Annotated in this window: 29 protein-coding genes; 17 read left to right on the top strand and 12 right to left on the bottom strand. The window is 39.0% G+C overall.

All coding sequences use genetic code 11. The features are described 5' to 3' along the window. Nucleotides 1–13: 13 nt before the first annotated feature. From ACP26M_RS13990 to ACP26M_RS13980, 3 genes are all read right to left on the bottom strand, one after another. Entirely contained in the window at nt 14–361 is a 348-nt protein-coding gene (locus ACP26M_RS13990; RefSeq protein WP_426580713.1) for a hypothetical protein, read from the bottom strand. Between the two features lie 182 nt (nt 362–543). After that, the gene (locus ACP26M_RS13985; RefSeq protein ID WP_426580711.1) at nt 544–1,077 is read right to left on the bottom strand and encodes a GNAT family N-acetyltransferase; all 534 of its coding nucleotides are present in this window, start codon (nt 1,075–1,077) and stop codon (nt 544–546) included. A 209-nt stretch (nt 1,078–1,286) separates the two neighbouring features. Further along, nucleotides 1,287–1,988, bottom strand: coding sequence for a S24 family peptidase (locus tag ACP26M_RS13980; protein WP_426580709.1), 702 nt, complete (start codon nt 1,986–1,988; stop codon nt 1,287–1,289). Between the two features lie 205 nt (nt 1,989–2,193). Here ACP26M_RS13980 and ACP26M_RS13975 point away from each other — a divergent pair, with 205 nt between their 5' ends. Together ACP26M_RS13975 and ACP26M_RS13970 are read left to right on the top strand one after the other, a co-directional pair. Further along, the gene (locus ACP26M_RS13975; RefSeq protein WP_426580707.1) at nt 2,194–2,385 is read left to right on the top strand and encodes a hypothetical protein; all 192 of its coding nucleotides are present in this window, start codon (nt 2,194–2,196) and stop codon (nt 2,383–2,385) included. A gap of 70 nt (nt 2,386–2,455) precedes the next feature. Beyond that, the gene (locus ACP26M_RS13970; protein ID WP_426580705.1) at nt 2,456–2,872 is read left to right on the top strand and encodes a hypothetical protein; all 417 of its coding nucleotides are present in this window, start codon (nt 2,456–2,458) and stop codon (nt 2,870–2,872) included. A gap of 359 nt (nt 2,873–3,231) precedes the next feature. Here ACP26M_RS13970 and ACP26M_RS13965 read toward each other — a convergent pair whose 3' ends face one another. Further along, complete coding sequence (locus tag ACP26M_RS13965; protein WP_426580703.1) at nt 3,232–3,570, bottom strand: hypothetical protein; 339 nt, start codon at nt 3,568–3,570, stop codon at nt 3,232–3,234. 198 nt (nt 3,571–3,768) lie between these two features. Here ACP26M_RS13965 and ACP26M_RS13960 point away from each other — a divergent pair, with 198 nt between their 5' ends. Further along, nucleotides 3,769–4,104 carry a hypothetical protein gene (locus tag ACP26M_RS13960; protein WP_426580701.1) on the top strand — a complete coding sequence of 112 codons (336 nt, stop codon included), beginning with the start codon at nt 3,769–3,771 and terminating at the stop codon, nt 4,102–4,104. Nucleotides 4,105–4,274: 170 nt separating this feature from the next. Then, a complete protein-coding gene (locus ACP26M_RS13955) occupies nt 4,275–4,637 on the top strand; it encodes a helix-turn-helix transcriptional regulator (RefSeq protein ID WP_090523778.1) in 363 nt (120 codons plus the stop codon). A 108-nt stretch (nt 4,638–4,745) separates the two neighbouring features. Here ACP26M_RS13955 and ACP26M_RS13950 read toward each other — a convergent pair whose 3' ends face one another. Both ACP26M_RS13950 and ACP26M_RS13945 read right to left on the bottom strand, forming a co-directional pair. Then, complete coding sequence (locus ACP26M_RS13950; RefSeq protein ID WP_426580699.1) at nt 4,746–6,980, bottom strand: tetratricopeptide repeat protein; 2,235 nt, start codon at nt 6,978–6,980, stop codon at nt 4,746–4,748. 204 nt (nt 6,981–7,184) lie between these two features. After that, entirely contained in the window at nt 7,185–7,406 is a 222-nt protein-coding gene (locus ACP26M_RS13945; RefSeq protein ID WP_426580697.1) for a hypothetical protein, read from the bottom strand. Nucleotides 7,407–7,720: 314 nt separating this feature from the next. Here ACP26M_RS13945 and ACP26M_RS13940 point away from each other — a divergent pair, with 314 nt between their 5' ends. The 8 genes from ACP26M_RS13940 to ACP26M_RS13905 all read left to right on the top strand — a co-directional run bounded on the left by ACP26M_RS13940 (nt 7,721) and on the right by ACP26M_RS13905 (nt 11,647). Next, nucleotides 7,721–8,311: a TetR/AcrR family transcriptional regulator gene (locus ACP26M_RS13940; protein WP_426580695.1), complete on the top strand. Its 591-nt coding sequence runs from the start codon at nt 7,721–7,723 to the stop codon at nt 8,309–8,311. A gap of 5 nt (nt 8,312–8,316) precedes the next feature. After that, nucleotides 8,317–8,700, top strand: a complete 384-nt coding sequence (locus ACP26M_RS13935) for a VOC family protein (protein WP_426580693.1) — start codon at nt 8,317–8,319, stop codon at nt 8,698–8,700. Between the two features lie 39 nt (nt 8,701–8,739). After that, nucleotides 8,740–9,021: a hypothetical protein gene (locus ACP26M_RS13930; protein ID WP_426580691.1), complete on the top strand. Its 282-nt coding sequence runs from the start codon at nt 8,740–8,742 to the stop codon at nt 9,019–9,021. 106 nt (nt 9,022–9,127) lie between these two features. Beyond that, on the top strand, nt 9,128–9,343 hold the full coding sequence (locus ACP26M_RS13925; protein WP_426580689.1) for a hypothetical protein: 216 nt from the start codon (nt 9,128–9,130) through the stop codon (nt 9,341–9,343). Nucleotides 9,344–9,468: 125 nt separating this feature from the next. Continuing rightward, nucleotides 9,469–9,684, top strand: coding sequence for a hypothetical protein (locus ACP26M_RS13920; protein WP_354481347.1), 216 nt, complete (start codon nt 9,469–9,471; stop codon nt 9,682–9,684). Nucleotides 9,685–9,869: 185 nt separating this feature from the next. Next, nucleotides 9,870–10,619: an outer membrane beta-barrel protein gene (locus ACP26M_RS13915; protein WP_426580687.1), complete on the top strand. Its 750-nt coding sequence runs from the start codon at nt 9,870–9,872 to the stop codon at nt 10,617–10,619. 90 nt (nt 10,620–10,709) lie between these two features. Continuing rightward, a complete protein-coding gene (locus tag ACP26M_RS13910) occupies nt 10,710–11,081 on the top strand; it encodes a DMT family protein (protein WP_426580685.1) in 372 nt (123 codons plus the stop codon). Nucleotides 11,082–11,248: 167 nt separating this feature from the next. Further along, a complete protein-coding gene (locus ACP26M_RS13905) occupies nt 11,249–11,647 on the top strand; it encodes a GNAT family N-acetyltransferase (protein WP_426580683.1) in 399 nt (132 codons plus the stop codon). A 52-nt stretch (nt 11,648–11,699) separates the two neighbouring features. Here ACP26M_RS13905 and ACP26M_RS13900 read toward each other — a convergent pair whose 3' ends face one another. Both ACP26M_RS13900 and ACP26M_RS13895 read right to left on the bottom strand, forming a co-directional pair. After that, nucleotides 11,700–12,347, bottom strand: a complete 648-nt coding sequence (locus ACP26M_RS13900; RefSeq protein WP_426580681.1) for an autotransporter outer membrane beta-barrel domain-containing protein — start codon at nt 12,345–12,347, stop codon at nt 11,700–11,702. Nucleotides 12,348–12,598: 251 nt separating this feature from the next. Next, nucleotides 12,599–13,420: an N-acetylmuramoyl-L-alanine amidase family protein gene (locus ACP26M_RS13895; protein WP_426580679.1), complete on the bottom strand. Its 822-nt coding sequence runs from the start codon at nt 13,418–13,420 to the stop codon at nt 12,599–12,601. 223 nt (nt 13,421–13,643) lie between these two features. Here ACP26M_RS13895 and ACP26M_RS13890 point away from each other — a divergent pair, with 223 nt between their 5' ends. The 3 genes from ACP26M_RS13890 (at nt 13,644) to ACP26M_RS13880 (ending at nt 15,849) form a co-directional block, all read left to right on the top strand. Then, on the top strand, nt 13,644–14,465 hold the full coding sequence (locus ACP26M_RS13890; RefSeq protein ID WP_426580677.1) for an alpha/beta fold hydrolase: 822 nt from the start codon (nt 13,644–13,646) through the stop codon (nt 14,463–14,465). Nucleotides 14,466–14,880: 415 nt separating this feature from the next. Further along, complete coding sequence (locus tag ACP26M_RS13885; protein ID WP_426580675.1) at nt 14,881–15,102, top strand: YdeI/OmpD-associated family protein; 222 nt, start codon at nt 14,881–14,883, stop codon at nt 15,100–15,102. A 171-nt stretch (nt 15,103–15,273) separates the two neighbouring features. Then, nucleotides 15,274–15,849, top strand: a complete 576-nt coding sequence (locus tag ACP26M_RS13880) for a YceI family protein (RefSeq protein WP_426580673.1) — start codon at nt 15,274–15,276, stop codon at nt 15,847–15,849. A 77-nt stretch (nt 15,850–15,926) separates the two neighbouring features. Here ACP26M_RS13880 and ACP26M_RS13875 read toward each other — a convergent pair whose 3' ends face one another. Both ACP26M_RS13875 and ACP26M_RS13870 read right to left on the bottom strand, forming a co-directional pair. After that, on the bottom strand, nt 15,927–16,148 hold the full coding sequence (locus ACP26M_RS13875; RefSeq protein ID WP_426580671.1) for a hypothetical protein: 222 nt from the start codon (nt 16,146–16,148) through the stop codon (nt 15,927–15,929). A 172-nt stretch (nt 16,149–16,320) separates the two neighbouring features. Further along, on the bottom strand, nt 16,321–16,719 hold the full coding sequence (locus ACP26M_RS13870) for a hypothetical protein (RefSeq protein WP_129568859.1): 399 nt from the start codon (nt 16,717–16,719) through the stop codon (nt 16,321–16,323). A gap of 237 nt (nt 16,720–16,956) precedes the next feature. Between ACP26M_RS13870 and ACP26M_RS13865 the strand changes: the two genes are divergently transcribed. Together ACP26M_RS13865 and ACP26M_RS13860 are read left to right on the top strand one after the other, a co-directional pair. Continuing rightward, on the top strand, nt 16,957–18,207 hold the full coding sequence (locus ACP26M_RS13865) for a DUF2130 domain-containing protein (protein WP_176844376.1): 1,251 nt from the start codon (nt 16,957–16,959) through the stop codon (nt 18,205–18,207). Between the two features lie 437 nt (nt 18,208–18,644). Next, nucleotides 18,645–21,617 (top strand): lantibiotic dehydratase, encoded by a 2,973-nt coding sequence (locus ACP26M_RS13860; RefSeq protein ID WP_426580669.1) that lies wholly within the window; start codon nt 18,645–18,647, stop codon nt 21,615–21,617. 1 nt (nt 21,618) lies between these two features. Here the strand turns inward: ACP26M_RS13860 and ACP26M_RS13855 are convergent, their stop codons facing one another. Both ACP26M_RS13855 and ACP26M_RS13850 read right to left on the bottom strand, forming a co-directional pair. Then, a complete protein-coding gene (locus tag ACP26M_RS13855) occupies nt 21,619–22,356 on the bottom strand; it encodes a LytR/AlgR family response regulator transcription factor (protein ID WP_426580667.1) in 738 nt (245 codons plus the stop codon). Continuing rightward, nucleotides 22,343–23,362, bottom strand: a complete 1,020-nt coding sequence (locus ACP26M_RS13850; RefSeq protein ID WP_426580665.1) for a sensor histidine kinase — start codon at nt 23,360–23,362, stop codon at nt 22,343–22,345. The genes ACP26M_RS13855 and ACP26M_RS13850 overlap by 14 nt, the downstream gene beginning before the upstream one ends. Nucleotides 23,363–23,676 lie beyond the last annotated feature (314 nt).

The following is a 23,676-nucleotide window of genomic DNA, read 5'->3' as shown; positions in this document are numbered from 1 at the left end:
AGTAACTTGTTGCTTATGATGCTTGTGCCAGTGAATTATTAATATCGAGGTTATTAAGTAAGCTGTCAAGCTTGAGGTTAAATTCTTTCAATTTGATATCACCTCTTTCAAAAGCTCCTGTTAAGCGTGTCAGTTCCTGTTCAATACTTGTTACAATGGCATTATTGGCATTAGCGCCATTCTTTTGCAAATCTTCAATTACTTCTATTTTATGTTCTGCAGCTTTAAGCAGGTATAGTTGTTGCACATCGGCGGTTATATGACTATTGTCGCCAGCTTTTGTGTTTTGCCGTTTGTTAAATTCAACTAAAATTATGGCAGCAACGATAGCCGCGATTACCAGTATCATGATAGGTTCCATCTTCTTCTCTTTTATTACAACTTTATCACTCCCGGCAGAGGCCTGCGGTTTATAATTACTATAAATATAATTGAATAAAAAATAAACTAAAAAGGCATTGTTGATAAAATCCCCATTTGTGAATAACTATTGAGAAATGGTTGTGGGTTTTGTGTAAATATGTGAAGCTTTAAGGAAACAGGTTAGCTATGCCGGGTAGCTGTTGTAGGTTGCCTATTGAGCCGTTTTTCGTAGCACAGAAATCTTAAACCCGGCCTTATATCCAGGCTAATCTCGCCCGCCAAAACATAGCCCAGCTTTGGGAACAGCTTTTGCGTTGCCAGGTTCGCAATATTGGTGTCAATTCGTAATATATTTATTCCTCGCTGTGCAGCTTCATGTTCGGCCTGCATGAGAAGTGCTGCAGCGACGCCCCGACCCCGGTAGTTAATGTTTACAGCAAGCCGATGCGTAACTATGGCAGCTTCGTCGATATCAAGCCCGGCCTGTGCATATTCTGCATCCTGATCGGTAGTTATGGCAGCCACACCTGCTATTGCTCCTGTAGCTTCGGCTACCCAAAGCTGGTTAAGGTTAATGTCTTCTGTAAATACTTGTTTATTGGGGTAGTCATAATTCCATTGAAAATTACCTGTTGCCTTCATGCCAGGTATTACTTCAGCTACAAAAGCTAATATCTGCGGTATATCATTGAGGGTAGCCAGCCGGATTATCATTTTATCTGTCAAGCAAATCGTAATTAAAAATAGGGAAGTTTTAAGTCATGATAGCTAATTTTTGTAACAAATGACCAGTTTATTTCACCATGGGCGTTTTTTAATGAGGTTTTCGATGTTGATTTTATAAGTATGATAACCGCTCACCGGGCAGGTAACAATGGCGGTGGAATTTGTTGTTCTTTTAATAAATTCTACCGCCATGCGGGTTAATGGTTATGCTTTTTGTGAATGTCTTTAACAAGGCAAAGTTTTTTAATGTCGGCTACTTTTATAATAAATGGGGCATATTTGAGCCGGTTGCCAACCATTTCGGTTGTATTATCTGAATGTGCAATTACTTCATCAAGGCTATCACCTGCAAGCAGGCGTTTATACATTCGGTAATCTCCCCACTCAATGTAATAAACCTCGCCGGGCAGGATCTTTTTGTCATGAATTATTTTTAGTGCAACCCAGCAGCCGTTTTCAAGATATGGGTACATACTGTGCCCCCAAACCGGAAGTGCGAAATCGCAATCCTCAATGCCCGGGAAATTCATATGACCAACCGGCTGTGAATCATTAATGTCGTTATATACTTCTACGCCTGAAGCGGTTGCAGAAATTTCATACATAGGTATGCCCTCACTGTGTTTGGATATAGGTTTTGATTCAGAGAAATTCTGTTTTTTGTCCCCTGTTATGTAGTCTTTGTATTTTTCTTTAAAAACACGGAGTTTTTCTGGGTCTATGTTCTGCCGGCTCTTTATTATTTCGGTGATCGAGCTTGGCGAGTTAAAGCCTAACGCTTCAGCTAATTGAGCATTTCCGTTAAAGGCTTTTCCCTTAAGTTGGTTATAAAGTATGATAAACTCCAATGTTTCGGGGCGTACAATCTTTATTTTGTTTGGTTTTATCTCGTCTTCCATGATGAAAATAATTTAAAGATTTTTCTTGATTATAATAAAGATAATTCTGTATATTTGTTTCGTTGATAATTGCTAATGTAAGTCAAATTATTCACAAATCAAAATGTTCGGTTCGTTTTATAAAGAGTATTCTTTTATTTAAATACAATATTCTGTAATTTAAAATCAAGAAATAATATCAATAAATAGTCAATATCATACTACCATGCATATAGCATTTTCGGCCCTGCGGCAATTGACAGGAGGTAATAACAATCAAGATAATCGGGATACTGTGAATGAACATGAGGTTTTACAGCGCTTTGAGGGTTACAAAACTGCATGTGAAAAATATAGAGATGAAATTGCTGCTATCCAAAAGTATATGCCGGGATGGATGCCCGCTTTTAAACGGTAGTAACCTGGTTGCAGGTATTACGGCCTAAAATGCTCAATTAAAATAATACGAAATCAATACACTAATTATCATGATAAAAATTTCTCAAAAACTTAAAAGTCAGCTTTGGTGGCTTATTATATCGGTTGATTATGATTACAGTCGGATAACTATTGCCGAGCACGATATTACCGATGAAGTGCTTACTTTGTGGCTGGAGGATAAACAGGATTTTAAAAACTCAATTGATGAATGCCTCCAGATAGATATCCGGGTTCGTGACCTGGCCCGGATCATTAAAACCGAAAACCTGAATAGTTACGAGGGCAGCAAATTGCACCCAACCAAAAACTTTGCTTACAAGGCCCGCATCGAAATTAACACCCCCTTGCTATGGTATAAAGAGGATGCCTCGTCACTTGAACAGCACTGGACCCGCGAAGCTGTATTGAAAGCTTTGCTTACACAACTTGTAGAAGAGGGTGCTGCGAGCGATTATACGTATTAAGTTATCTATAAAATATGCTGTTTGGCATTGTTTGCATATCGCCACCCGTGTACAAAAAGCAATGTTGTATCACCTTTACCCGTATCTTTGTAAGCAATATAACTCCATGGTTGCTGATTTTTACGGTGCACTTATCAGTTGCGTTTTTGTTTTGCGGGTGCTGGGTGCAGGCATACCACAGTCCAATTGAGGTTGCCAGTGAAAACAATGCGGGTAACTTTTTCATACAGGCAGATAATTATATGCAGCAGTTTCGCTATATAAATTCCGTTTATGAAATAGGTTGCAGCAAACGTTTAACTTATTTTAACAAAGCGATCATTGTTGCATGAAGAAGGGCCGGGACGCAGGTTTCGACGCTATTTTACCTTTACCAACTTTTGTTCTTTTTCAATATGCTCAACGAGCTCCAAATCTTCGCTAACAGCTTCGGCTTCCGGACTTGCATAGTTTAGTTTGCGGAAACGCCACTGGGCAAAAGCAGGCTCCTGGAAGCGGTTTATCAGTTTAAAAAATTTGGGGAAATTGTGTACTTCTTCTAACAACAGGCCGGTTACAATACCATTGTTATCAAGTATTTCGCGTATGGTGTATTCCTTATCTTTGGTGATCCAGATCTCAAAGTCCTGCCGTATTTCAGCCATCTTTTCAGGATCTATTTTGTCGTTTATACAAATTACCTTATCGCCCGGTTTCATAATGATCGCAATTTTATGTATCCCTTTTGTTAAGGGATTATGAATGTAAAGGTCGGCTTTTTATGCGTATTTTAAAATTTGTGCAGGGTGGATTTTTGTGTTAGAAAAATATTCGAAAAAAGTTTTAAATATTATGCAACCTTATTTTATTGGCTTCGTATTAAAATGTATAATCAATGTTTAATATCAGAGCTTTATATGGATTGTTTTTATTTGTTTATGATTGCGGGGCTCGGACTGGTATTTGTTATTTTACAGTTTGATAAGCAACAACGGAGCAGGGTTAATTTATTGCTGAAGAACGCGAATGATGTGCAGCCGTTATTGATGAAACGGTGTATGGATCAAAAAATAAATAAAATTAATGCGGGGCTCACTGTTGATAATTGTCATGTGCATATGCGCGACAATGCGAAGCAAAACATTGGGGCAAGCCTGCAACAAATAGCAGGTGATTACCATGCAGGAAAGATCAGTTTGCCGGTTTATAATGATAAGCTTGGCGAATTGCTTGAAAATTTAGGAAATAAATAATTTATTGGTTTTAACCTGAGTTTATTTTATTGTCATATATAGTTTTTGTTGGTTAGTTTTACTTTAAGGTCATTTGCTGTTGGGGCATTTGACCTTTTTTGTTTCGGTGCCTTCAATAAAGCAATTATATATTGCATGGATAAACAAAATGATTATTATTGCAGTCACTTATGTCTGACGAAGCGATTATAAAACGGTTAAAGGTAGTTGTTAAAGAGCACGGCGGCCAGCTGGGGCTTGCCGGAGCCATTGGTGTTGATCAGGGTTTTATTAGTAAGGTGATCAACAAAAAGCAGGATATTAGCTATTATCTTATCCGGAAGCTCTGTTTCCAGCTTAAATACTCGCCCGAATGGCTTATTCTTGGTACGGGCGAGAAAATGATCAACAAACCCGAATCGGCCAAGCTTATTACCGAAATACAAATGATGCGTACCGAGGTGGATATTTTGCAGGCCCGTATGCGCGCCTACGAAATGGAATTGAAAGAGCTGCGCGCACAATTACATATAGAGGACAAGAAGGCGGTATAGCCACTCCAAATTCGCGTAAATGTAAAAGCCCCTTTCGGGGCTTGGTTGTTATTTATAGATCAGTTAATAGTTACTTATTATACGAGTATTGTAAATGAAAAGTTATTGTTATTTGCAATATTTTATAATAGAATCAGACGCTTCTTGTACGCCCATACTTAACGCTTTATTCATATCGGCGCAACCGTCCGTTTTATCATCAAGGGTTATTTTTGCAAGCCCCCTTTGTAAATAGGCCCGGCCTTTTTTCGCGTCGAGGCTTATAGCGGTATTACAGTCTAAAATTGCTCCGTTCAAATCTTTTAAATTTATTTTGGCGACAGCCCTGTCAATATATAGATCAGGATTGTTAGGGGCAAGTTTAAACACGGCTGCAAAATCTTCTTTCACTCCCTGGGCATCCCCGAGATTACTTTTAGCAATACCGCTATGCGAGTAAGCTTTTACATTGGTATCGTTCATATAAATGGCGTTATGATAATCATCGGCAGCGCCGGCATAATCCTTCATAGCCATTTTAGTATCGCCCCTGATTAAAAAGGTTTCGTCGTTTGAGTAAATTGACACGGCACGGTCGAGATCAGCGAGGGCGCCTTTATAGTTTTTAAGTTTGGCTTTTACAAAACCCCGCGTTTGCCATACTAAAGCGGTTGAATCTGATAATGAGTCAATTTTTAGTGCGTTGCTCAAATCGGCTATGGCGCCGTTGTTGTCTTCAGCGTCTGCTTTGGCGAGGCCCCGCTTCAACAATAGTGTGATATTTTTAGGGGCTTTAAGTACACCGGTATTATAATCGGCCATGGCCCCTTTTGCATCACCTATGGCGGCCTTTGCTTCACCCCGATAAAGGTAAAAATCAGCATTTGCAGGATTAAGTGCTATAGCCCTGGTAAATATTTGTACGCCATTGTTAGTGTATTTATAAAAATTATTGATTTTACCCAGCCGTGAATAACCATTTTGCTGTTGCGGGGCAATACTGATCAGTTTTTCGAGGTCAGTTACAGCCGCGGCATAATCACCCAGTTTGGTTTTTTCAATAGCCCGGTTTAAAAAGGCATAAGTATAAATCGGATTTATAGCGATGGCCTTCGTATAGTCGTTAATAGCAGCTAAGGGAATTCCTAAATCGCGATAAGCATCGCCGCGCGACAGGTAAGCTTCATCGCTTTTACTGTTCAGGCTGATTGCTTTTGTTAAATCAGTAATCACTCCTGCGGTATCCTTCGTGGCCATTTTAGCTTTGCTTAAGGTTACGTAAGCACTTATGCTGTTAGGGTTTATTTTAATTGCCGAATCGGCATCGGCTCTGGCGCCTTCGTAATTGCCTAATGCCAGCTTTGAAAATGAACGGCTTTGGTATGCATCACCGTTTTTGGGGGCAAGGGCAATAGCTTTGTTAAAATCTTCCAAAGCGGCCTGATTATCTTTTTTGTCGCTTTTAATAATTCCACGATATAGGTACAGATTTGAATTCCGGGGGAATTGCGCAATTGCCTTGTTGAAATAATCAAGAGCACCATTGGAATCGCCCAGACTGCTTTGGGCATTGGCCATGTAAAGCAAAAGGTTTTTAAGGTTGGGGTTGATAGCGGCTGCTTTCTTATAATCATCAACCGCGCCTTTAAAATCATTTAGTTTTGCCCTCGTATTTGCCCGATAAAAATAAGCTTCAGCGTTATCGGGATTAAGCGATAGTGTTTTGGTATAATCAGCAATGGCGCCATTATAATCGTTTATGCTGGCCTTGCTGCCTGCCATGTATTGATAGATTTCGGCGCTGTTAGGGCTTAGTTTAATAGCCATATTATAATCAGCAATGGCCCCGGTAAAATCGTTATTATTGTTTTTGGCAAGGCCTCGGTATTTATACAGATCGGCGTTGTTTGGTGTAAATTGAAGTGCCGTAGTAAAATCGGCAATGGCGCCGGTATAATCACTCATGTTACTTTTGGCATTGCCCCTGTAGTGGAACATGTCTGCAGTTTTTGGTCCCAACGCAATCGCGCGGTCAAAATCGATAATGGCCGCCTGATAATCTTGTATGGCAGCCTCTGCATTGGCTTTATATAGGTAGGCGTTGGTCAAATCGGCTTTCAGGGCAATAGCCTGTGCATAATCATTAATAGCTGCTTTATAGTCTTTGAGATTGCCATATGCATTTGCCCGGTAATAAAAAACTTCCGCGTTATTGTTGTTTAATTCTATAGCGCGCGTAAAATCTTGTATGGCATCCTTATAATTACTTGCATTGGCTTTTGAGTTTCCCTCTTGGATATATTTACTTGCTGTTTGGGCAAGTGAACATAGCGGCAAAAAAAGCAGAAATAGAATTTTTTTCATGAACACGGCAGCGGTTTATCAAATATCAATAAAAATCTGTTATTGACTATGGCAAAACTTATACCATCATGAAATATCTTATAACTAATAAGAAATGAATGAGGGGCAGTGGGTATTGGGGTAAAATTGGGGCGTAAAAGCCCCAACGTTAAAGAGTTTAATTAAAACTAAACAGGAGTATTCCTTTATTTTTTAGATCAGTGATCAGGAAAAAGAGGCTTCGTTTGTCCTGTCCTGATTCCGTTTTTTTCCATATGCTATCGCGGCTGTACAAAGCGCAATGCACACCAATAATGCTACCTCAATAACAACGTGAATTACCGGGACGTTGCCAGGGAAGTTTGACAACAAAATACCTGCGTCCGGAACCAACAGACCAACCAGCGGGAAGCAAAAGAACATTCTTAATATTATTAATTTTTCCATAATTATTAACATTTAGTATGACAATGCTAAGGTACGTATTATTTTTTTGTAATTTAAATAAAATTTGCATTCATTTAATTGAAACCTTCAAAACCAGCCGGGTAACAATTTCGAAAGCATGTTTTATAAAATGCCTCTGCAATTTTTAATAATTATTAATTAAGTGATAATAGAACATTGTTTGCCGGTTATTGTTTTAATGTTCGTGTTTTTTATAGATTTTTTTAGGGCTGATATAGGTTTTTAGCCCATATCAGGGGAAAATAAAAAATAAATTTTTAAATAAGCGAACGCTCGCTTATTTTAGTGTTGAAATGAGACCCCGCGACGAACATAAAGAATACCTAATACGCCAGAAGGCGATAGAATTGATAGTGGCTGAAGGTCTTGACGGTTTTGGGGTAAATAAGCTTGCGCGGTCCGCGGGAGTGTCACCAGCTACCATCTATATCTATTATAAGGATAAAGAAGAATTAATAACCAGTATTTGCATTGGGGTAGCCGAAAAGATGATGACCTTTAGTCTCCAAAATTTTTCGCCTGATATGGATTTTGCAGATGGGCTGAGGGTACAATGGCGCAACCGCCTCGAGTATTTCATGGAATGTCCGTTAGACATGGAGTTTATTGAAATTATGCGCTATACCCATTTTTATGAAGAAGTAACTGCTATGCTTGCCGTTAATTTTGGGCAGGTACTGGGCGCATTTATGCGTAATGCCGAAGAAAAGCAGCAACTGATCCCTTTGCCTTTTGAGGTTTATTGGGCAGTAGCATATGCGCCGCTTTATCAGCTTATCAAATTTCATAACCAGGGCAACAGCTATGTGAACAGCAGTTTTAAATTGGATGATAAACTGATGGAGCAAGCATTGGGTCTGGTATTAAAAGCATTAAAGCCTTGATTAGTATGTCAGCAATCACTATTAAACTTAATCACGTTAATTTGCCGGTGACTGATGTTACCGCCTGTTCTGATTTTTTTGAGCAATATTTTAACTTTAAATGTACCAGTGTAAAAGGTAATAATATGCTGGCCGTAATGGAAGGCGGGGATGGCTTTATCCTGGTGCTTATGGCTGATACCTTTAACCGGAATGGCAACAACAGTTACCCCGATGCTTTTCATATCGGTTTTTTGGTTGACAGCCATGAGCAGGTTGCCGAAGTTTATGACCGGCTGATAAAAGGTGGAATAGCTGTAACGCAAGCTCCGGCACCTTTGCGTGGTGGTTTTGGGTTTTATTTTAATGCTCCGGGCAATATATTAACGGAGGTTACCTGTTTAGCTTAATAAGTTTAATAATTAAGTATTAAATAAAATAATCAACTTATGGTACATGCATCAGCCTATAAAGATCCGCATCACGTGATGCTTTTTTTTGAAGAGATTGGCAACCTTGCGGATAACGAACAATGTTTGGTTGATAGAAATGGTTATTACGCTGATCTTAAAAGCAATGGCAAGGTTGTTATAAGCGGTAGTTTCTGGAACCAGGATAAAAACTTTGTAATTGTTTCTGTTTCAGACGATAATGAGCTTGTTCGTATTATTGAAAACGATCCTGCAATAAAACAAAATGTACTTGAATTGGTAAAAGCAATGCCTTTTTAACCCTTTTTTAGGGTGAAAATACGTAGTGTAAAATGGGTTAAAATACGGGGTGCGTCGTGCTTGTATATCCGTATACTGCACAATATTTTTGTGTAAACGGATGCCCATGGAGCCTTTTGAACTAAGAGTTAATAAGCGGACTTATAAAATTATACCTTCGGTTGTTAATGAAACCACCTTCAGTGTATTAAACTACTCGGCTTTTTACACCATAACCCGGTTAACAAAAGGTTGCTGGGAAATTATTGAGCATCGTTTCGGAGATCATCTGATCCCTCTGCAGGAAATAGGCCGCTCAATTGAGGAGTATTATAAACTCTGATGCTGTTAATTATTAAAAACTTCCATTAACCATATCGAAAATATTTATTGCTTTTTAATAAATATTATTTTTTATTAATCTTTAAAGTTTTAAATTAGACGTATTAAACTTATACCTTAAATATTATGGAAAAATTAGCAATTTTAAGAATGTTTGCCGGCTTTCCATTGCTCGGCTTATTACTGCCTGATATTTCTACTTTTATAGTCGGCCGCTTTCAAGATATTTCGCCGTTTCATATTTATATTGAATGTTTTTTATTCCTTTTTATAATTGCTTGTACATTGGGCATAGCCTATATCCGGAAATTTGGCGACAGGCCTGGTTCGCAGTTGCAATAATAAATTACGGGCCTCAGCCAGTTACCCGTAGTTTTTAACATTAATCATTATAAACAAGATATATTGTTTAGTACCCTAAAAGCCCTGTTGCCCGGTTTATTTAAGCCAGGTTTTTTTGTGGCCTTACTTGTTTGAAATTAATTTAGTGTTCCGGGTTAACTTTATTTTTTTATTTTTACGGGTAAATGAACCCTAAACACCATTATCTAACTTCTCCCCGTAAGGCGTACTTACTCCTCATGAAAAAATCAGCTATCTGTTTTAAGCTATTTTTAATAGTTATAATGTTTTGTTGTTTTAGCGATGCTATGGCCCAGCATCGTTCCAGCCGGGCGTTAACGTATGGTGGCGGAGGCAGCGGCGCTGTTAATTTTAGCGATGGCTGGGGCATAGCCGCAGGTACAGGTGTCGATATTCCGCAAGGTAATTTTAATTATACCTTTAAACCTGCCATTAATTTTAATGCCAGCGTTTACAGGTTTTTAGGGCCTTTTACCGCAAGTGTAAGCTTAGGGTACATGAACTTTAAGCCGGATGAATATTTAATTTCAGAGGAAGTTGAAGGTACAGGTTCAACTGCTAATACGTATTATGCGGATATGCCCGTAATTGCCGCATATGGCGGTGCTGCTTACAATATTGATATAGCCGATAACTTCAGGGTATATGGCGGTGTTAACTTAGGGGTATATTTTACTGATTTTGCTGTAGGTTATGAAATTGACGGCGTAGATCCATTTGTTTATGATAAATGGTCGCAATCATTATATTATGCTCCCAAAGTAGGGGTAATATTTCCGATAACTCCTAAGTTGGGGATCAGCATCGAATCAAAATATAACTTCTTCTCTCAGAAACTAACTTTGGGCGATGTTTCGGCAAAACAAAACTGGAATTCTCTTTCGCTTGGGGCCGAGCTGGTTTTCAAATTTTAATAATCGGTTTGTAGCGTTACGTATAGTAATTTGCAATTGCTGGTGATATGAATCTCAATTTACTGATATTTACGCCAAATATTTGTATTAATGAAAGGCTTACGTACTATTACATTCCTGTTTATTTCCAATACCTTCATGACATTTGCCTGGTATGGGCACCTTAAGTTTAAGGAGTATGACTGGGGCAAAAACCTAAGCTTAATAGCCATTATACTTATAAGCTGGGGATTGGCTTTTTTCGAATACCTGTTCCAGGTACCTGCTAACGAAGGAGGCTTTAAGGAAAACGGCGGCCCCTTTACCCTGGTTGAATTAAAAACCATTCAGGAAGCCATTACGCTTACGGTATTTATGATTTTCACAACCCTGCTTTTCAAAAATGAAAAACTGGGCTGGAACCATTTGGTAGGTTTCGGGCTAATTGTGCTGGCGGTATTTGTTATTTTTAAAAAATGGTAATTAGCTAACACTTAGGTAAAGCGGTCTGAATGATACGCTGCAAAACTTACCGCCCCCTTTTCGTTTTCATATTTGCTGGACTACCTGCTTTCTTAATCCTGGCTTATTGGGATAATGCAGATGCTGTTTACATTTGATTAAAAGCTTGTAAACAACTCAATAACAATATGGAAATAACTTATAAAACTGGTACAATACCATCCGCCCGGCAAGTGATAGAACTTTATGATACAGCAGGGCTGAAACGCCCAACCCATGATGAGCAACGGATTGCCAGGATGTACCAAAACTCAAACCTTGTGGTAAGCGCTTGGGATGGTGATAAACTGGTAGGCATATCTCGCGCGCTAACCGATTTTTGTTACAGCTGCTATCTTTCAGACCTGGCGGTTACTAAAGCTTATCAAAAAGAAGGGATAGGCAAAAAGCTGATTAAACTAACTAAGGAAGCCATTGGCGATGAAACTATGCTTTTACTGCTTTCGGCTACAACCGCTATGGAATATTACCCTAAAGTAGGTATGGAAACTGTTCATAACGGCTTTATCATCCATAGGGTAAAATAAAACGAGGGCAGGACGATGATTTATATCTTTTCATCCTACCCTGATTTAGCGTTTATTTACCACCAAATACATAAAATACAGAGAGTAATACGCCATTGTTAATTATATTGAAATTAACGTTATTAGTACTTCCAATCCGGCTGTTATAATCGTCTTTGATCTTGCTGTGACTGTAAGAGAAATTGGCCAATGTGGCGGCTAAACCAAGTTTTTTTGTAGGGTAATAAACAAGACCCATAGTTGCTCCTGCTGCATAACTGTCAGTTTTAGTTGGAGTACTTGTATCAGCTGATCTGAAATTGTAGCGACTGTATCCGAGATATGGTCCTGCGCGAAGCCCTAATTTATCGCCAAACATAAAATATTTCCTCAGAAATAGTGCAGCCCCATATTGATGTGAAGTTACGTTGTTGGGATAATTACTGTTTTTACTGTTTTGTGAGGTGTGGGCGTAATTAAGATTTACTCCAATATCAAGTTTATCTGCTATAAAATAACTATAGCTGGGACCGATACTGAAATTTGTATTTTTAACTTCAGATTCGTAAGGGTTGGGGACCGACTGAAAAGCGTTTTGCGTCGATTTCTGATACATAAATTGCAGATCGATACCCAATGTTTGTGAACCTTTTTCGGTTTGGGCTTTTGATATTTGAAAAGCCAATAAAAATGCGGGGATTAAGATTAGGATTTTTTTCATTTGTGTTAATGTTTTGGTTTGTTAAGCCATTGAAACGGAAAAACACAAAAGATATTTTGCCCGAGAAAGGCTTTTAATAATATTTATAAAATAAATTTAATTTGAGCTGAAATAGATAATATAAGTTAGAAAAACTCGTTGAAATGGATTTTTTATAGTTATGTCGATATAAATATTTGAATAGCAATAAAATAAATATCAGAACGAAGCGTAAATGTTTAATTAGGTTGATGAAATAAGGTCGGTTACTATTAATTCCCCTCTAAATTATTACGGTATTGCTTTAGCGCTGTTAGGATTGATCGTACGATTTCGTTTTGTCCGCTGGCCGAGTTCAGGTATGCTTCATCAGATGGATTGTTGATAAACCCGGTTTCAACCAGTACGGCAGGCATGCCGCTTTGCGCCAATACCAAAACACCCTGTTCCTTTACGCCCAAACTATGCCTTCCATTAGTTTTACGAAACTGGTTATCAACCAAGTCGCCAAACTGGATACTTTGTTTGCGGTATTTTTGCTGAAACGCGTTAAGTACAATAGTATTTACCGCAGCATCATCGCCATAGCCATTGTATTTTTCTTTGTAATCCTTTTCTATAAATATCGAAGCATTTTCGCGCAATGCTTCACGCTGTTCCTGGCTGCGGTGAAAGCCGTATACAAGCAACAATGTTCCCCGCGATGATCCTTTTCGCTGGGGCGATGAATTGCAATGGATGGAAATGAAAAGGTTACCATGATTGTCGTTAGCAATGTCGGTACGTTTATGCAACTCAATAAAAACATCGGTGCTGCGGGTCATTACTACTTTAATACCGCTCATTTCATCGTTTATGGCATCCCTTAACTTTTTGGCGATACTTAATGAAACGTTTTTTTCCTTTGAATAAGTCCCATGCGATCCCGGGTCTTTGCCTCCGTGTCCGGCATCGATAATAACCGTTTTAAATTTGAAACGATTGGGGCTTGCTGGTGCAGACTGTTGCCCGAAACACCTGGCAGTGAAAAGCACGCATAGTAAAGGAAAAAGCGAAATAAATATTTTATATTTTTTAGGAAAGGAAGCAGGCATGAACATATATGTATACAGGTTTATAAACATTCATTCTATAACAAATAATTATAGGTATGATATTGTTTTAACCGTATGGTTTAAAAAGCGCATTTGTTAAAGTGCGCAAATATAATACATGTTTGATTTACAGCACTATCTAAAAAATAATAGCCTGGGTCCGCAACAGAAGTTCAAACTTTGCATTATGTATGTATATTTAATGACTTAAACAGGTGTGATCATGATGTTAAAAAAGCTGTTGTTAATTGTATTGGTATGTCAGGCATTTTTGGCCTGCAGCCAGCAAAAAGGTATTGTTTATGGCGATAATGCCGCTGCCGGTAAGTATTATGATGTTAGGGGGATAAAACTTTATGCCGAAGTTTATGGTAAAGGCAAACCCCTGCTGATGATACATGGCAACAGTAGCAGCATCAATGCCTTTAAAAAAAATATACCCTATTTTGCAAAGAAGTACAAGGTGATAGCTGTTGACAGCCGTGCACATGGCAAATCCACCGATCCGCGCGATTCACTTACTTTTGAAATGATGGCCGATGATTTTGCCGCTTTGCTCGATGTAATGCATATCGATTCGGCTTATGTGATAGGATGGAGCGACGGAGGCATCAACGCCCTGGTGATGGCTATGCGCCATCCCCTAAAAGTAATAAAGCTGGCCTCTACAGGTGCCAACCTCTGGCCCGATTCTACAGCGCTGATCCCTTCCTTATGGAAGGATATGGAAAAGGAATATGCCAGCAAAAAGGATTATCATTTTATCACCGCCAAAGAAAAGAACGACAGGAAAGTGTTTATGCTTGATTATAAAGAACCCCATATTAAACTGTCGGCATTGAAAGCTATTAAATGCCCGTCGCTGATTATTGCCGGCGACCATGACCTTATTGTAACAACGCACACCGTTCAGATAGCCGAAAATATTCCGAACGCCTATTTATGGATCCTGCCCAACTCGGGTCATGGCACATTGGTTGAACATACCGATGAGTTTAATAAAAAAGTGGATGAGTTTTTTGAGCAACCGTTTCACCGGCGTTAAAGGAATATAAAAAAGGGGGGTAATTGGTTATAAAGCCTTTAAAAAAAGATGGCCCGGTTATTAGGCCGGGCTATCTCACATAATTACTTTAATTTAGTAAATCTCAATTATTTTAGGTAACAATTTTATTTGCCTTAGGTTTTATAGAATTTGCGTTACATATGCTTTTTGGTAAAAGCACCATAATAATTACGGCCTGATACCGTTTTTACAATAACTCAACCGTAAGCTAACCCTGCAGCTTTTACTGTTTAAGTAAAGTAATATGGAATCAAAAAACCAAAGGCTGCTTATCGACACGCTTTTAACTATCTCATTTCTTTTAGTGGTTTTACTTGCCGTAATTATGGTTTTTCAACCCGGTGTTTATTCCAATTAATATATCTTTATCTGGAAGTAAACCCAGATAAAAAACATGCTTAAACCCGGCGAACATATTGAAGGTACACCTGCCGAACTGCAGGCCCTGCTTGATAACGATGCTGAAGCCAATGCATTTTTTGAAAGCCTGTCCAAATCATACAAACAAGGGTATTGTGATTGGATAGGTTCGGCTAAGCAGGAAGCTTCCCGTAAAGCAAGGGCCGATAAGGCATTGATCATGCTCCGTAACAAACAAAAAACCTTAAAAACCTAAGGTATAAATCTCCCCGGGAAATAGTTTACTTTTCTTGTAAGTTCTACTAAAATGGTAGTATATTGTCATCCGATTTCAATAAAAACATGTTTAAACATTTATTTTATTTGAAGTCCGGATCATTTACATATTTTTGAGCCATAAATCAAAAACAAAAAAGAAATTAAAACAATGAAAAAGATTCTTATCCTGTTAGCAGCAGCATTTACTTACACGGTGGCATCAGCACAAACTACCTGGACTGTAGACAAAGCTCACTCAAACGTTAAATTTACAGTAACCCACTTAATGGTATCTGATGTTGATGGTATTTTTAAAAACTATGATGCAACCATTACTGCCGCTAAACCTGATTTCAGCGATGCTAAATTCCAGATCAGCATACAAACAGCTTCAGTAACTACAGATAACGATCAGCGCGATAAGCACATCACAAGCCCTGATTTTTTTGACGTTGCTACTTACCCAACCATTACTTTTACCAGTACCGGTATCACCAAAACATCTGATAAGCACTACAAGCTTACCGGTAACTTAACCTTACACGGTGTAACCAAACCGGCTTCATTTGATTTATGGTACCGTGGTACTATCCAAAACCCAATGAGCAAAGCTGATGACGCAGGTTTCCAGTTAACCGGCACCATCAAACGTTCTGATTTTAACTTCGGTTCAAAATTTGGTAACGCTATGGTAAGCGACGAAGTTGCTATTAAAGCAAATGGTGAGTTTGGCAAAGCCAAATAATTGCAAAAATATATTAACAGGAACGGCGCGGATAACCCGCGCCGTTTTCTTGTTTTATGATACAGGCAGTGGAAGATCTATGCTTGGGAGTGCAGGTACTGCATTTTTGATCCTTGCTTTTTTTGATAGCGGATTATTAATGTACAGATGCTAATTATTGCAATAAGGGCCGCGCTCGCTACGACATGTGTAAAGGGTACTTTAAACTCCGGATTGATAAGCGTTTCGGTTATGTCAGGAATGATGATGGCGATGAGGGGCAGGCAGGAGAATAGCCTCAGGAAACCAAGTTTTTTCATAAAAAGTGATAATGGTATTTAGCGCAACTAATGCGCTGCAAATATGCCACAATGGTTCTTTTTATAAAATACCCGTTACACGGTATTTTTACAACCTGAATTAATAATTTGCTGATTAGCTGCTTAGCTTTGAAAGAAGCGCCGGTAAAAAGAGGGGGAAAAGAAAGTCCAATTAGGCTTTGCGGGAAAGCAGTTGCTTTAGGGTATTAAACCACAATTGATTTTTAGCTCCAAAAAGGGTATGGTCAACAATAAGATATAATGTAATAAGCTCTTCTTTTAGCCTGTAGCGTAATCTTAACGGTTGCCAGAATAAACCATTGTTCCGTACCATCGAACGTTTGTATAGCTCGTCAAAACCTAAATATAATTGCTCAAGGCTATCAAGGGGGATATGTTCATAACTATCACCGTCAAGTACAAGGCTTTTAGGGGTAAGTATAATTTCGCCGTTATAATGGTGTGGTGGCGGGGTAAATGCAAATAATGCTCCTCCGTCATTTGCCAACCCTAATGTGGCCAGGTCATAATCGTGACTCCACATTACCTTTCCAATTCTCAATATCTGCATGTTATAAACTTCGGTATTTTAAACGGCATTTACAACAGATTGTTATCATTGTAGTTTCATTTTGTTACAATAATGTTAATACCCCTCATGAGTTACATATCATCTGCTAAACAGTAAAATCCCTATCTTTGATTTACAGGAAATATTTTCCTTTTATTAAGTAATTGAATAATATCAATAATCAAGTTATTAGCTTAAAGCTTTGTGCATTCAGCTCTCAGCTTTTATATAAATAATATGGCTACAGAAGTTAAGTGCCCCAGTTGTGGTTTTGGTTTTCCGATAGAGGAGGTAATGGCCGAGGAGTATAAAAAAGAGCTCAGGGTTAAAATGATGGATTATACCCGTCAAAAAGAAGAAGAGTACCGCAAAAAGGATGAGGAGTTTTTAAATAAGGAGCGCCAGCAGCAGGCCGCTTTTGAACAAAGGCTTAACAACGAAAAAAAGCAATTGCAGCAAACGCTTGAAGATAACCTGCGTAAAACCATAAGCCAGGATTTTGAGAACCAGCTTGTACTGCTCAAAAATTCAGCCGCTGAAACTGAGGAAAAACTAAAACTATCACGCCAGAAAGAACTGGAATTTTTGCAGCGCGAGAAACAACTGCATCAAAAGGAAGAGGAAATGGAGCTTGCCGTACAGCGCAAGCTGCAGGAGCAGAGGAACGAACTTACCGACCAGATCCGAAAGCAGGAAGCCGAACGCCACAGCATAAAAGATACTGAATACCAGCTAAAGGTAAAAGAGCTTGAAAAACAGCTTGACGACCAGAAGAAACTGGCCGATGAAATGAAGCGCAAAGCCGAGCAGGGTTCTATGCAACTGCAGGGCGAAGCCCAGGAGCTGATACTGGAAGAGTTATTACGAAATTATTTCCCGTTCGATATCATAAGCGAAGTAGGGAAAGGCGTACGCGGTGCCGACTGCGTACAAACCGTGCGTAACCAGTTTGGCCAGGAGTGTGGCCGCATTATTTATGAAAGCAAGCGTACCAATGCTTTTTCGGCAGACTGGATCGAGAAGCTTAAAAAAGACATGCGCAGCATGGGGGTTGATGTAGCCGTTATTGTAACCCAGTGCTACCCGAAAGGGATGGATTGCTTTGGCGAGCGTGACGGGGTTTGGATTTGTAGTTTTGATGAGGTGAAGGCGGTATCCTATATTTTAAGGGATGGGGTGATGAAATTATCAAACCTGGCCAAATCGCAGGATAATAAAGGTGATAAAATGCACCTTTTGTATGATTACCTTACCAGCAGCGAGTTTTCGGAGCAATGGAAGGCTATTCGTGAAGGATATATGAGCATGCGCCAATCCATTCAGCGCGAACGCGATGCCATGGAAAAACTCTGGAAAGCCCGCGAAAAGCAATTGGATAAAGTGCTGCTAAGTGCCGCTCACATCCGCGGCAGTATTGAAGGGATTGCGGGGAGTGATACGATTCAGCTTAACCTTACCGATGATGAGGATGCGTTGCTGTTGGAGTAATTAATGTAGTTTCAGTCGGTCCATATGCTATCGCGAACGTTGTCGCTTGTGGTTATCATGCTGTGTCATGCGGATTGCTTGCAAATTGATAACCTGAACCTCGGCTATAAGTGAAGGCCCTGGAATCAAATGTTCTTAATTACCGAAGGATGATATTTTGTAAGTTTTTGCTGTCCTATTTTGGATAGTATACTTGTATGGCAGTTATTTTGATCGCCTTGTTATATATCAATTTTTGCGTTAAATGCAAAGGCATGAAAGCAGGGCGATATTAACTCAATTGATTAATCATTTCAACAAGAATGATTAATCAATTGAGTTTTGTGGTAATCATATTATAAACAAAGAAATAGACAACACTCATAACAAACCTGCCAATAAAAATAGCTTTTACTTAAATTAGCTGTTTACATACTGAACCTTGCCTGTACATCCAAATGAAAGTTAATTTTATTAACGGTTTAATTTTACGCTCGGCTGCTTTGTCGTACAGGCAAAAGCTTGATAAAAAAAGCTTGCTTACATTATGGAATAACAGGTTAATCAAGGAAAGTATCTACTTGGCAAGTAAATCGCTTTATAATGAGCTGGATGCTTTTTTTGCAAACGGGCAGCAAACAAAAGCTAAAGAAGCTCAATTACTATCAAGTTTTTATAAATATATGGCCCGTATGGCAAACCGGGCTACGCCGTTTGGGCTGTTTGCGGGTTGTTCATCAGTTTACTGGGGGGCTGCAAATAAAGTAAAACTTACGGCAAAGTTCAGGAGACATGCAGTGCCCGACGCTGTGGTGAGTTTTTCGCTTGCCAAACAAATTGAAAATGCCAATCAATTATCTGCAGGATATAAGCTAAATAATACCCTTTATAAAGTGGGGGGAGATTTACGATTTATTACTTATCAAATTATTGATAACCAAAGGGTTTACCAGGTGAGTGCGATTGCCTGCAATGAGGTACTTGATGATGTAGTTGCTGTTGTTGGTGATAAAATATGGAATAAACAACAACTGCTCGAAAAATTCCCGGATTTTGAGCCTGATGATTTCATAGTGTTTATTAATGACCTTATTGAAGGGCAACTGCTAAAACCAGCATTTGAACCGGCAATAGGGTATGATTTTCCGGTCTTTTTGCAAAAGACTGATGATCCGGAATTAAGCGATACCATTAATGAATTGGTCGATTTGCTTAACAAAGTTAATAATGGAAATGCTGAAAGCTCAAACTGGTTTTCGTTATATACCGCTATTGAACAAATTGCTAATCAAATAACCGGCAAGGAACTTAAAGACCAGGTACATGTAACCAGGTTTAACGAGCCGGAAAGCCGGGAACTTGACCAATCATTGCAATGGAAAATAGCTAAGGCGATTGCATTGCTTAATAATATGAGTGCCATGGCTCTCAATAAAAGGATTGAGCAGTTTAAAGGCAGGTTCGGGAAAAGGTATGAGGAGCAGAGCGTACCGCTCCTGGAGGCATTTGACACCGATACGGGAATTGAATACGGGCAATGGTATGAGCATGAAACCCTTTTTACAGAAGGGCTGTATACCGGAAGCGAAGGGGGGCCTTCATGGGTGGATTATACAGAGATAGATTTTAAAATGCTTAATCTGTTAAACCGCGCCAAAATTGAAAAACAGTATAAAGTTGTTATACCCGATGATTTTGCCAAGGAACGCAGCCCGGATCATTTGCCGTTTTCCATGTCGGCGGTTTTTCAGCTTTTTGAAAACGATATGGTATACCTGGAGAGAGTTACCGGGCCCGGCGCTTTAAGCATGATAGCAAGGTTTGCAGTTGGGGATACCGAAATTTATAAAACAGGTTTAGAGATAGCGGCAAAGGAGATCGCCAACTGCCCGGATGCCATGTTTGCCGAAGTGATCCATATGCCCGAAGAACGGATCTTAAACGTTATGATGCACCCGCCTTTCTGGCCTCATGAACTGGCTTATATTGATGATGCCAAGGGCAGTTCGGTTTTGAAGCTTGACGATATCTACATAAAGCTTGAGCAGGGCGTTTTTAAATTGTTTTCAAAAAAACATCAGCGGGAAGTAGTTCCGCGCTTAAGCAGTGCCTATAATTATAACAGGTCGCAGCACCCCATTTACACCTTTTTGTGCGATATCCAGCACCAGCGGGGCAATGGCAGCTTAAGTTTTAACTGGGGTGCACTTTCAAAAGATTTTGTGTTTTTTCCACGTGTTGAAACCAGCTTTGGCGTTATCCTGCACCGCGCCACCTGGAAGTTTACGCCCGCTATTTTAGATGAACTTTGCAAGGCTGAAAAATTCAGCGATTTGTTTAATAGCTTTAGGGATGAGTGGTTGCTGCCCGATAAATTTTATATTATAAAGGGCGATAATGAATTACTGATTGATACTGCAAATGAAATTAGTATACAGGTATTTGCAAAGGAAATAGCAAAGCAGTCCCCGGTTTTGATTTTATCTGAGTGTATTCACCTTCAGCATGAGGCTATTGTACAAGATGTGGATGGCGATCCTTATATGCACCAGTTTGTTGCACCCTTCCATTTCGATAGGCCTTTGAAGCCCCTATATTTCCAATATATTGAAAATACACTTCAGCGTAATTTTTTTCCCGGCAGCGAGTGGTTGTTTATCAAGCTATATCTCAGCAGTAATATCGCCAACGAGGTGCTGTTAAAATTGGATGAACTGTTAACGTATTCCGGTACTGTTAAAATAAAGCAATGGTTTTTTATCAGGTATCATGACCCGGATAATCACATTCGGGTTAGGATTAATTTGCTCGATGAGGTTGATTTTCAGAATGTTTACCTGGCCGTTCGGGAGGCACTGTCACCATTTTTAACCAGCGGACAGGTACATGTTGTGCAGCTTGATACCTATGTACGTGAGCTGGAACGCTATGGGCAACAGATTGAACAGGCCGAGGCGCTTTTTTGTATTGAAACTTCATTTTGCTGCAACGTGTTCAGGTTGCTTGAAAGTAACCGTTACGACACTGAAGACTGGCTCCTTATTTTTTGGCTGATCAAGGATTACTTAAACCTGATGAGCCCGGATCTGAACGATCAGCTGCAATTTGTTGAAAGGCAGCAGGCCTATTTTTTTGCCGAGTTTGATGATAAGGCTGTCAAAATACAAATTGATCAGTTATACCGGAAATATCATGGTAGTTTAAATACTCTGCTTTTGGCATACGACGACCTACTTCAGCAAAAAAGAATGCAGGTAGAATTATTGCTGCAAAACTACAGTATCAACTGGAATCCGAAGTTTTTAAGCAGCGTGATCCATATGGCAGTTAATCGTTATTTCAGTAACCGGCAGCGCCTGCATGAATGTATTTTGTACGGGCTGCTGCTAAAGTTCCTTAAATCAGAAAAGGCACGGAAAGGCAAAGTATAATTTACCTGAACATTTTATTGTTAAGCATGGCAAAAAAGCTGTCACGGTAGGTAACCCCGATGGGGATTTTTTCTTTGATCTTATCAAATATTACCATGTTGCCATCAATAGCTTTAATACGCTTTAAAGCAATAATATATGATTTATGAGTTCGTGCAAAATTTTCCTGGGGTAGGGTGTCAACCAAGGTTTTCATGCTCACCAGCGAGATATGTCGTTCATTTTCTGTAAAAACCGAACAGTAATTTTTAAGCCCTTCTATATAAATAATATCCTCAAAGTTGATGCGCACAATTTTACCGTGATCGGTTTTTAGGTAAAATGAGTCGGACTTTGGCTGCAGGTCGATCACCGGGGCCGGCTTATTAGATGAAAGCAGTATTAGCTTATCAAGGGCTTTTTGTGAAGCCTGTAAAAACCTGTCGAAAGCGAAGGGCTTAAGCAGGTAATCGAGCACATTGTTTTCAAATCCCGCCAGCGCAAATTCACTAAAGGCTGATGTTATGATGATCTCCGTGCTTTTAGGCAGCATTTTAATCAGGTCGATACCCGAAAGCTCGGGCATGTTTATATCAAGAAAAATGAGGTCAGTCGCCGATCCTTTTAAATACAATAATGCTTCAATAGGATTGGTAAACGTTTCGGTAAGGTTAATGAAAGGTACCTTTGATATAAAATCACTTAAAATATCAATGGCATAAGGTTCATCCTCAACTATAATACAGTTAATTACTTTCATGATACTTTAAAGGCATGGTAAGTTTGCACTCGTAGCTGTTATGCGTTTCATTGACCAATAGTTCAAATCCGTCCCGGCCATATTCGTCCGTTAATCTTTCGCGAATATAATTTAACCCTATCCCGTTCGACTGTACTTTGTTAACGCTATTATTGTTTTTATAATTAAGTGAATAAAAATGCAGCGTCCCATTTTCAACAGTAATGCTCAGCACAGCCTCCTTTGTGCTTTGATTGAAAATGCCGTGCTTAAACATGTTTTCGATAAGGGTAATTAAAACCAATGATACTACCCTATACGGAATGACACCGCTTTCGATACTTATCTTCATAAAAAAAGCTTTGCTGCGGTCTTCGTGAATTTTTATGAAGTCTTTGATATAGGCAAGCTCACTTTCAAGGCTGCTAAACCCGTCCTCATTTTTGGTTAATGCATACCGCATAATGTTCGAAAGTGTGATGATTGACTGCCCTACTTCCGGAAGCTTCTTATAAGTTTCAGCATATAAAAAGCCGAGTGTGTTGAATACAAAGTGCGGATTGATCTGTGATTTGATGACGTTTAGTTCGGCCTGAAGGGCTTTCTTTGCCAGTGTTGCTACTTCTCTCTCTTTTTGTAAAACCTCTCTAAAAACTGAGTAAGCTAAACCCATCATCACAAAATAAATTGAACGCATTATAAGAGCAGTTATCCGTACTTTGTTGATATCATCGCTGAATTTGATATGGTCAAGGATCATATCTACAAATATTTTAAATATCATAGATATTGCTACAATAACAGAAACGGCACAAAACATCAATAAAAATAGTAGTACGGGGTTTTTTATACGCTTTTTTAATGAGCTAAAGCAACTACTGGTTGCATAAAATACGCTGGTATTTACAGTAAATGCTAATAGCGTACCTAAAACATTTACACCAACGCCAAAAAAGCCTATGATTGATTCGTAAAGCATATAGCCGAACCAAAACAGCAAATGCTGCATTATTATTTTTAGCTTCATTATATATTGTGCAACTTGATATTGTTAATTGTTGATATTCAGGTTAGTTAAAGAGCTTATTGTCAAATTTTCTTAAATCTCCAAAGCATTGCGAGATCACAATCATAGTATTGTGTATGTCATTGATCAGCGTTTCAAATTCGTAAAGAAGAGACGAAAAAAGTGTTAAAGAACTTAATACTCAAGCCTGCTAAAAAAATAATTACTCCCTCATAAAAAATATAAATAATCTCCCAAAAACAAGCTCTGAGATATTGTTTTGGGACTCTCCTTATTCGCTGTAAGGGCCTCTCGTTATTTTTTTGTCACTCTTA

This window comes from Mucilaginibacter sp. R-33, from assembly GCF_049949235.1.
Classification (GTDB): Bacteria; Bacteroidota; Bacteroidia; order Sphingobacteriales; family Sphingobacteriaceae; genus Mucilaginibacter.
Note: the sequence above shows the minus strand (reverse complement) of the source record. Positions and strands in the feature narration are given on the sequence as shown.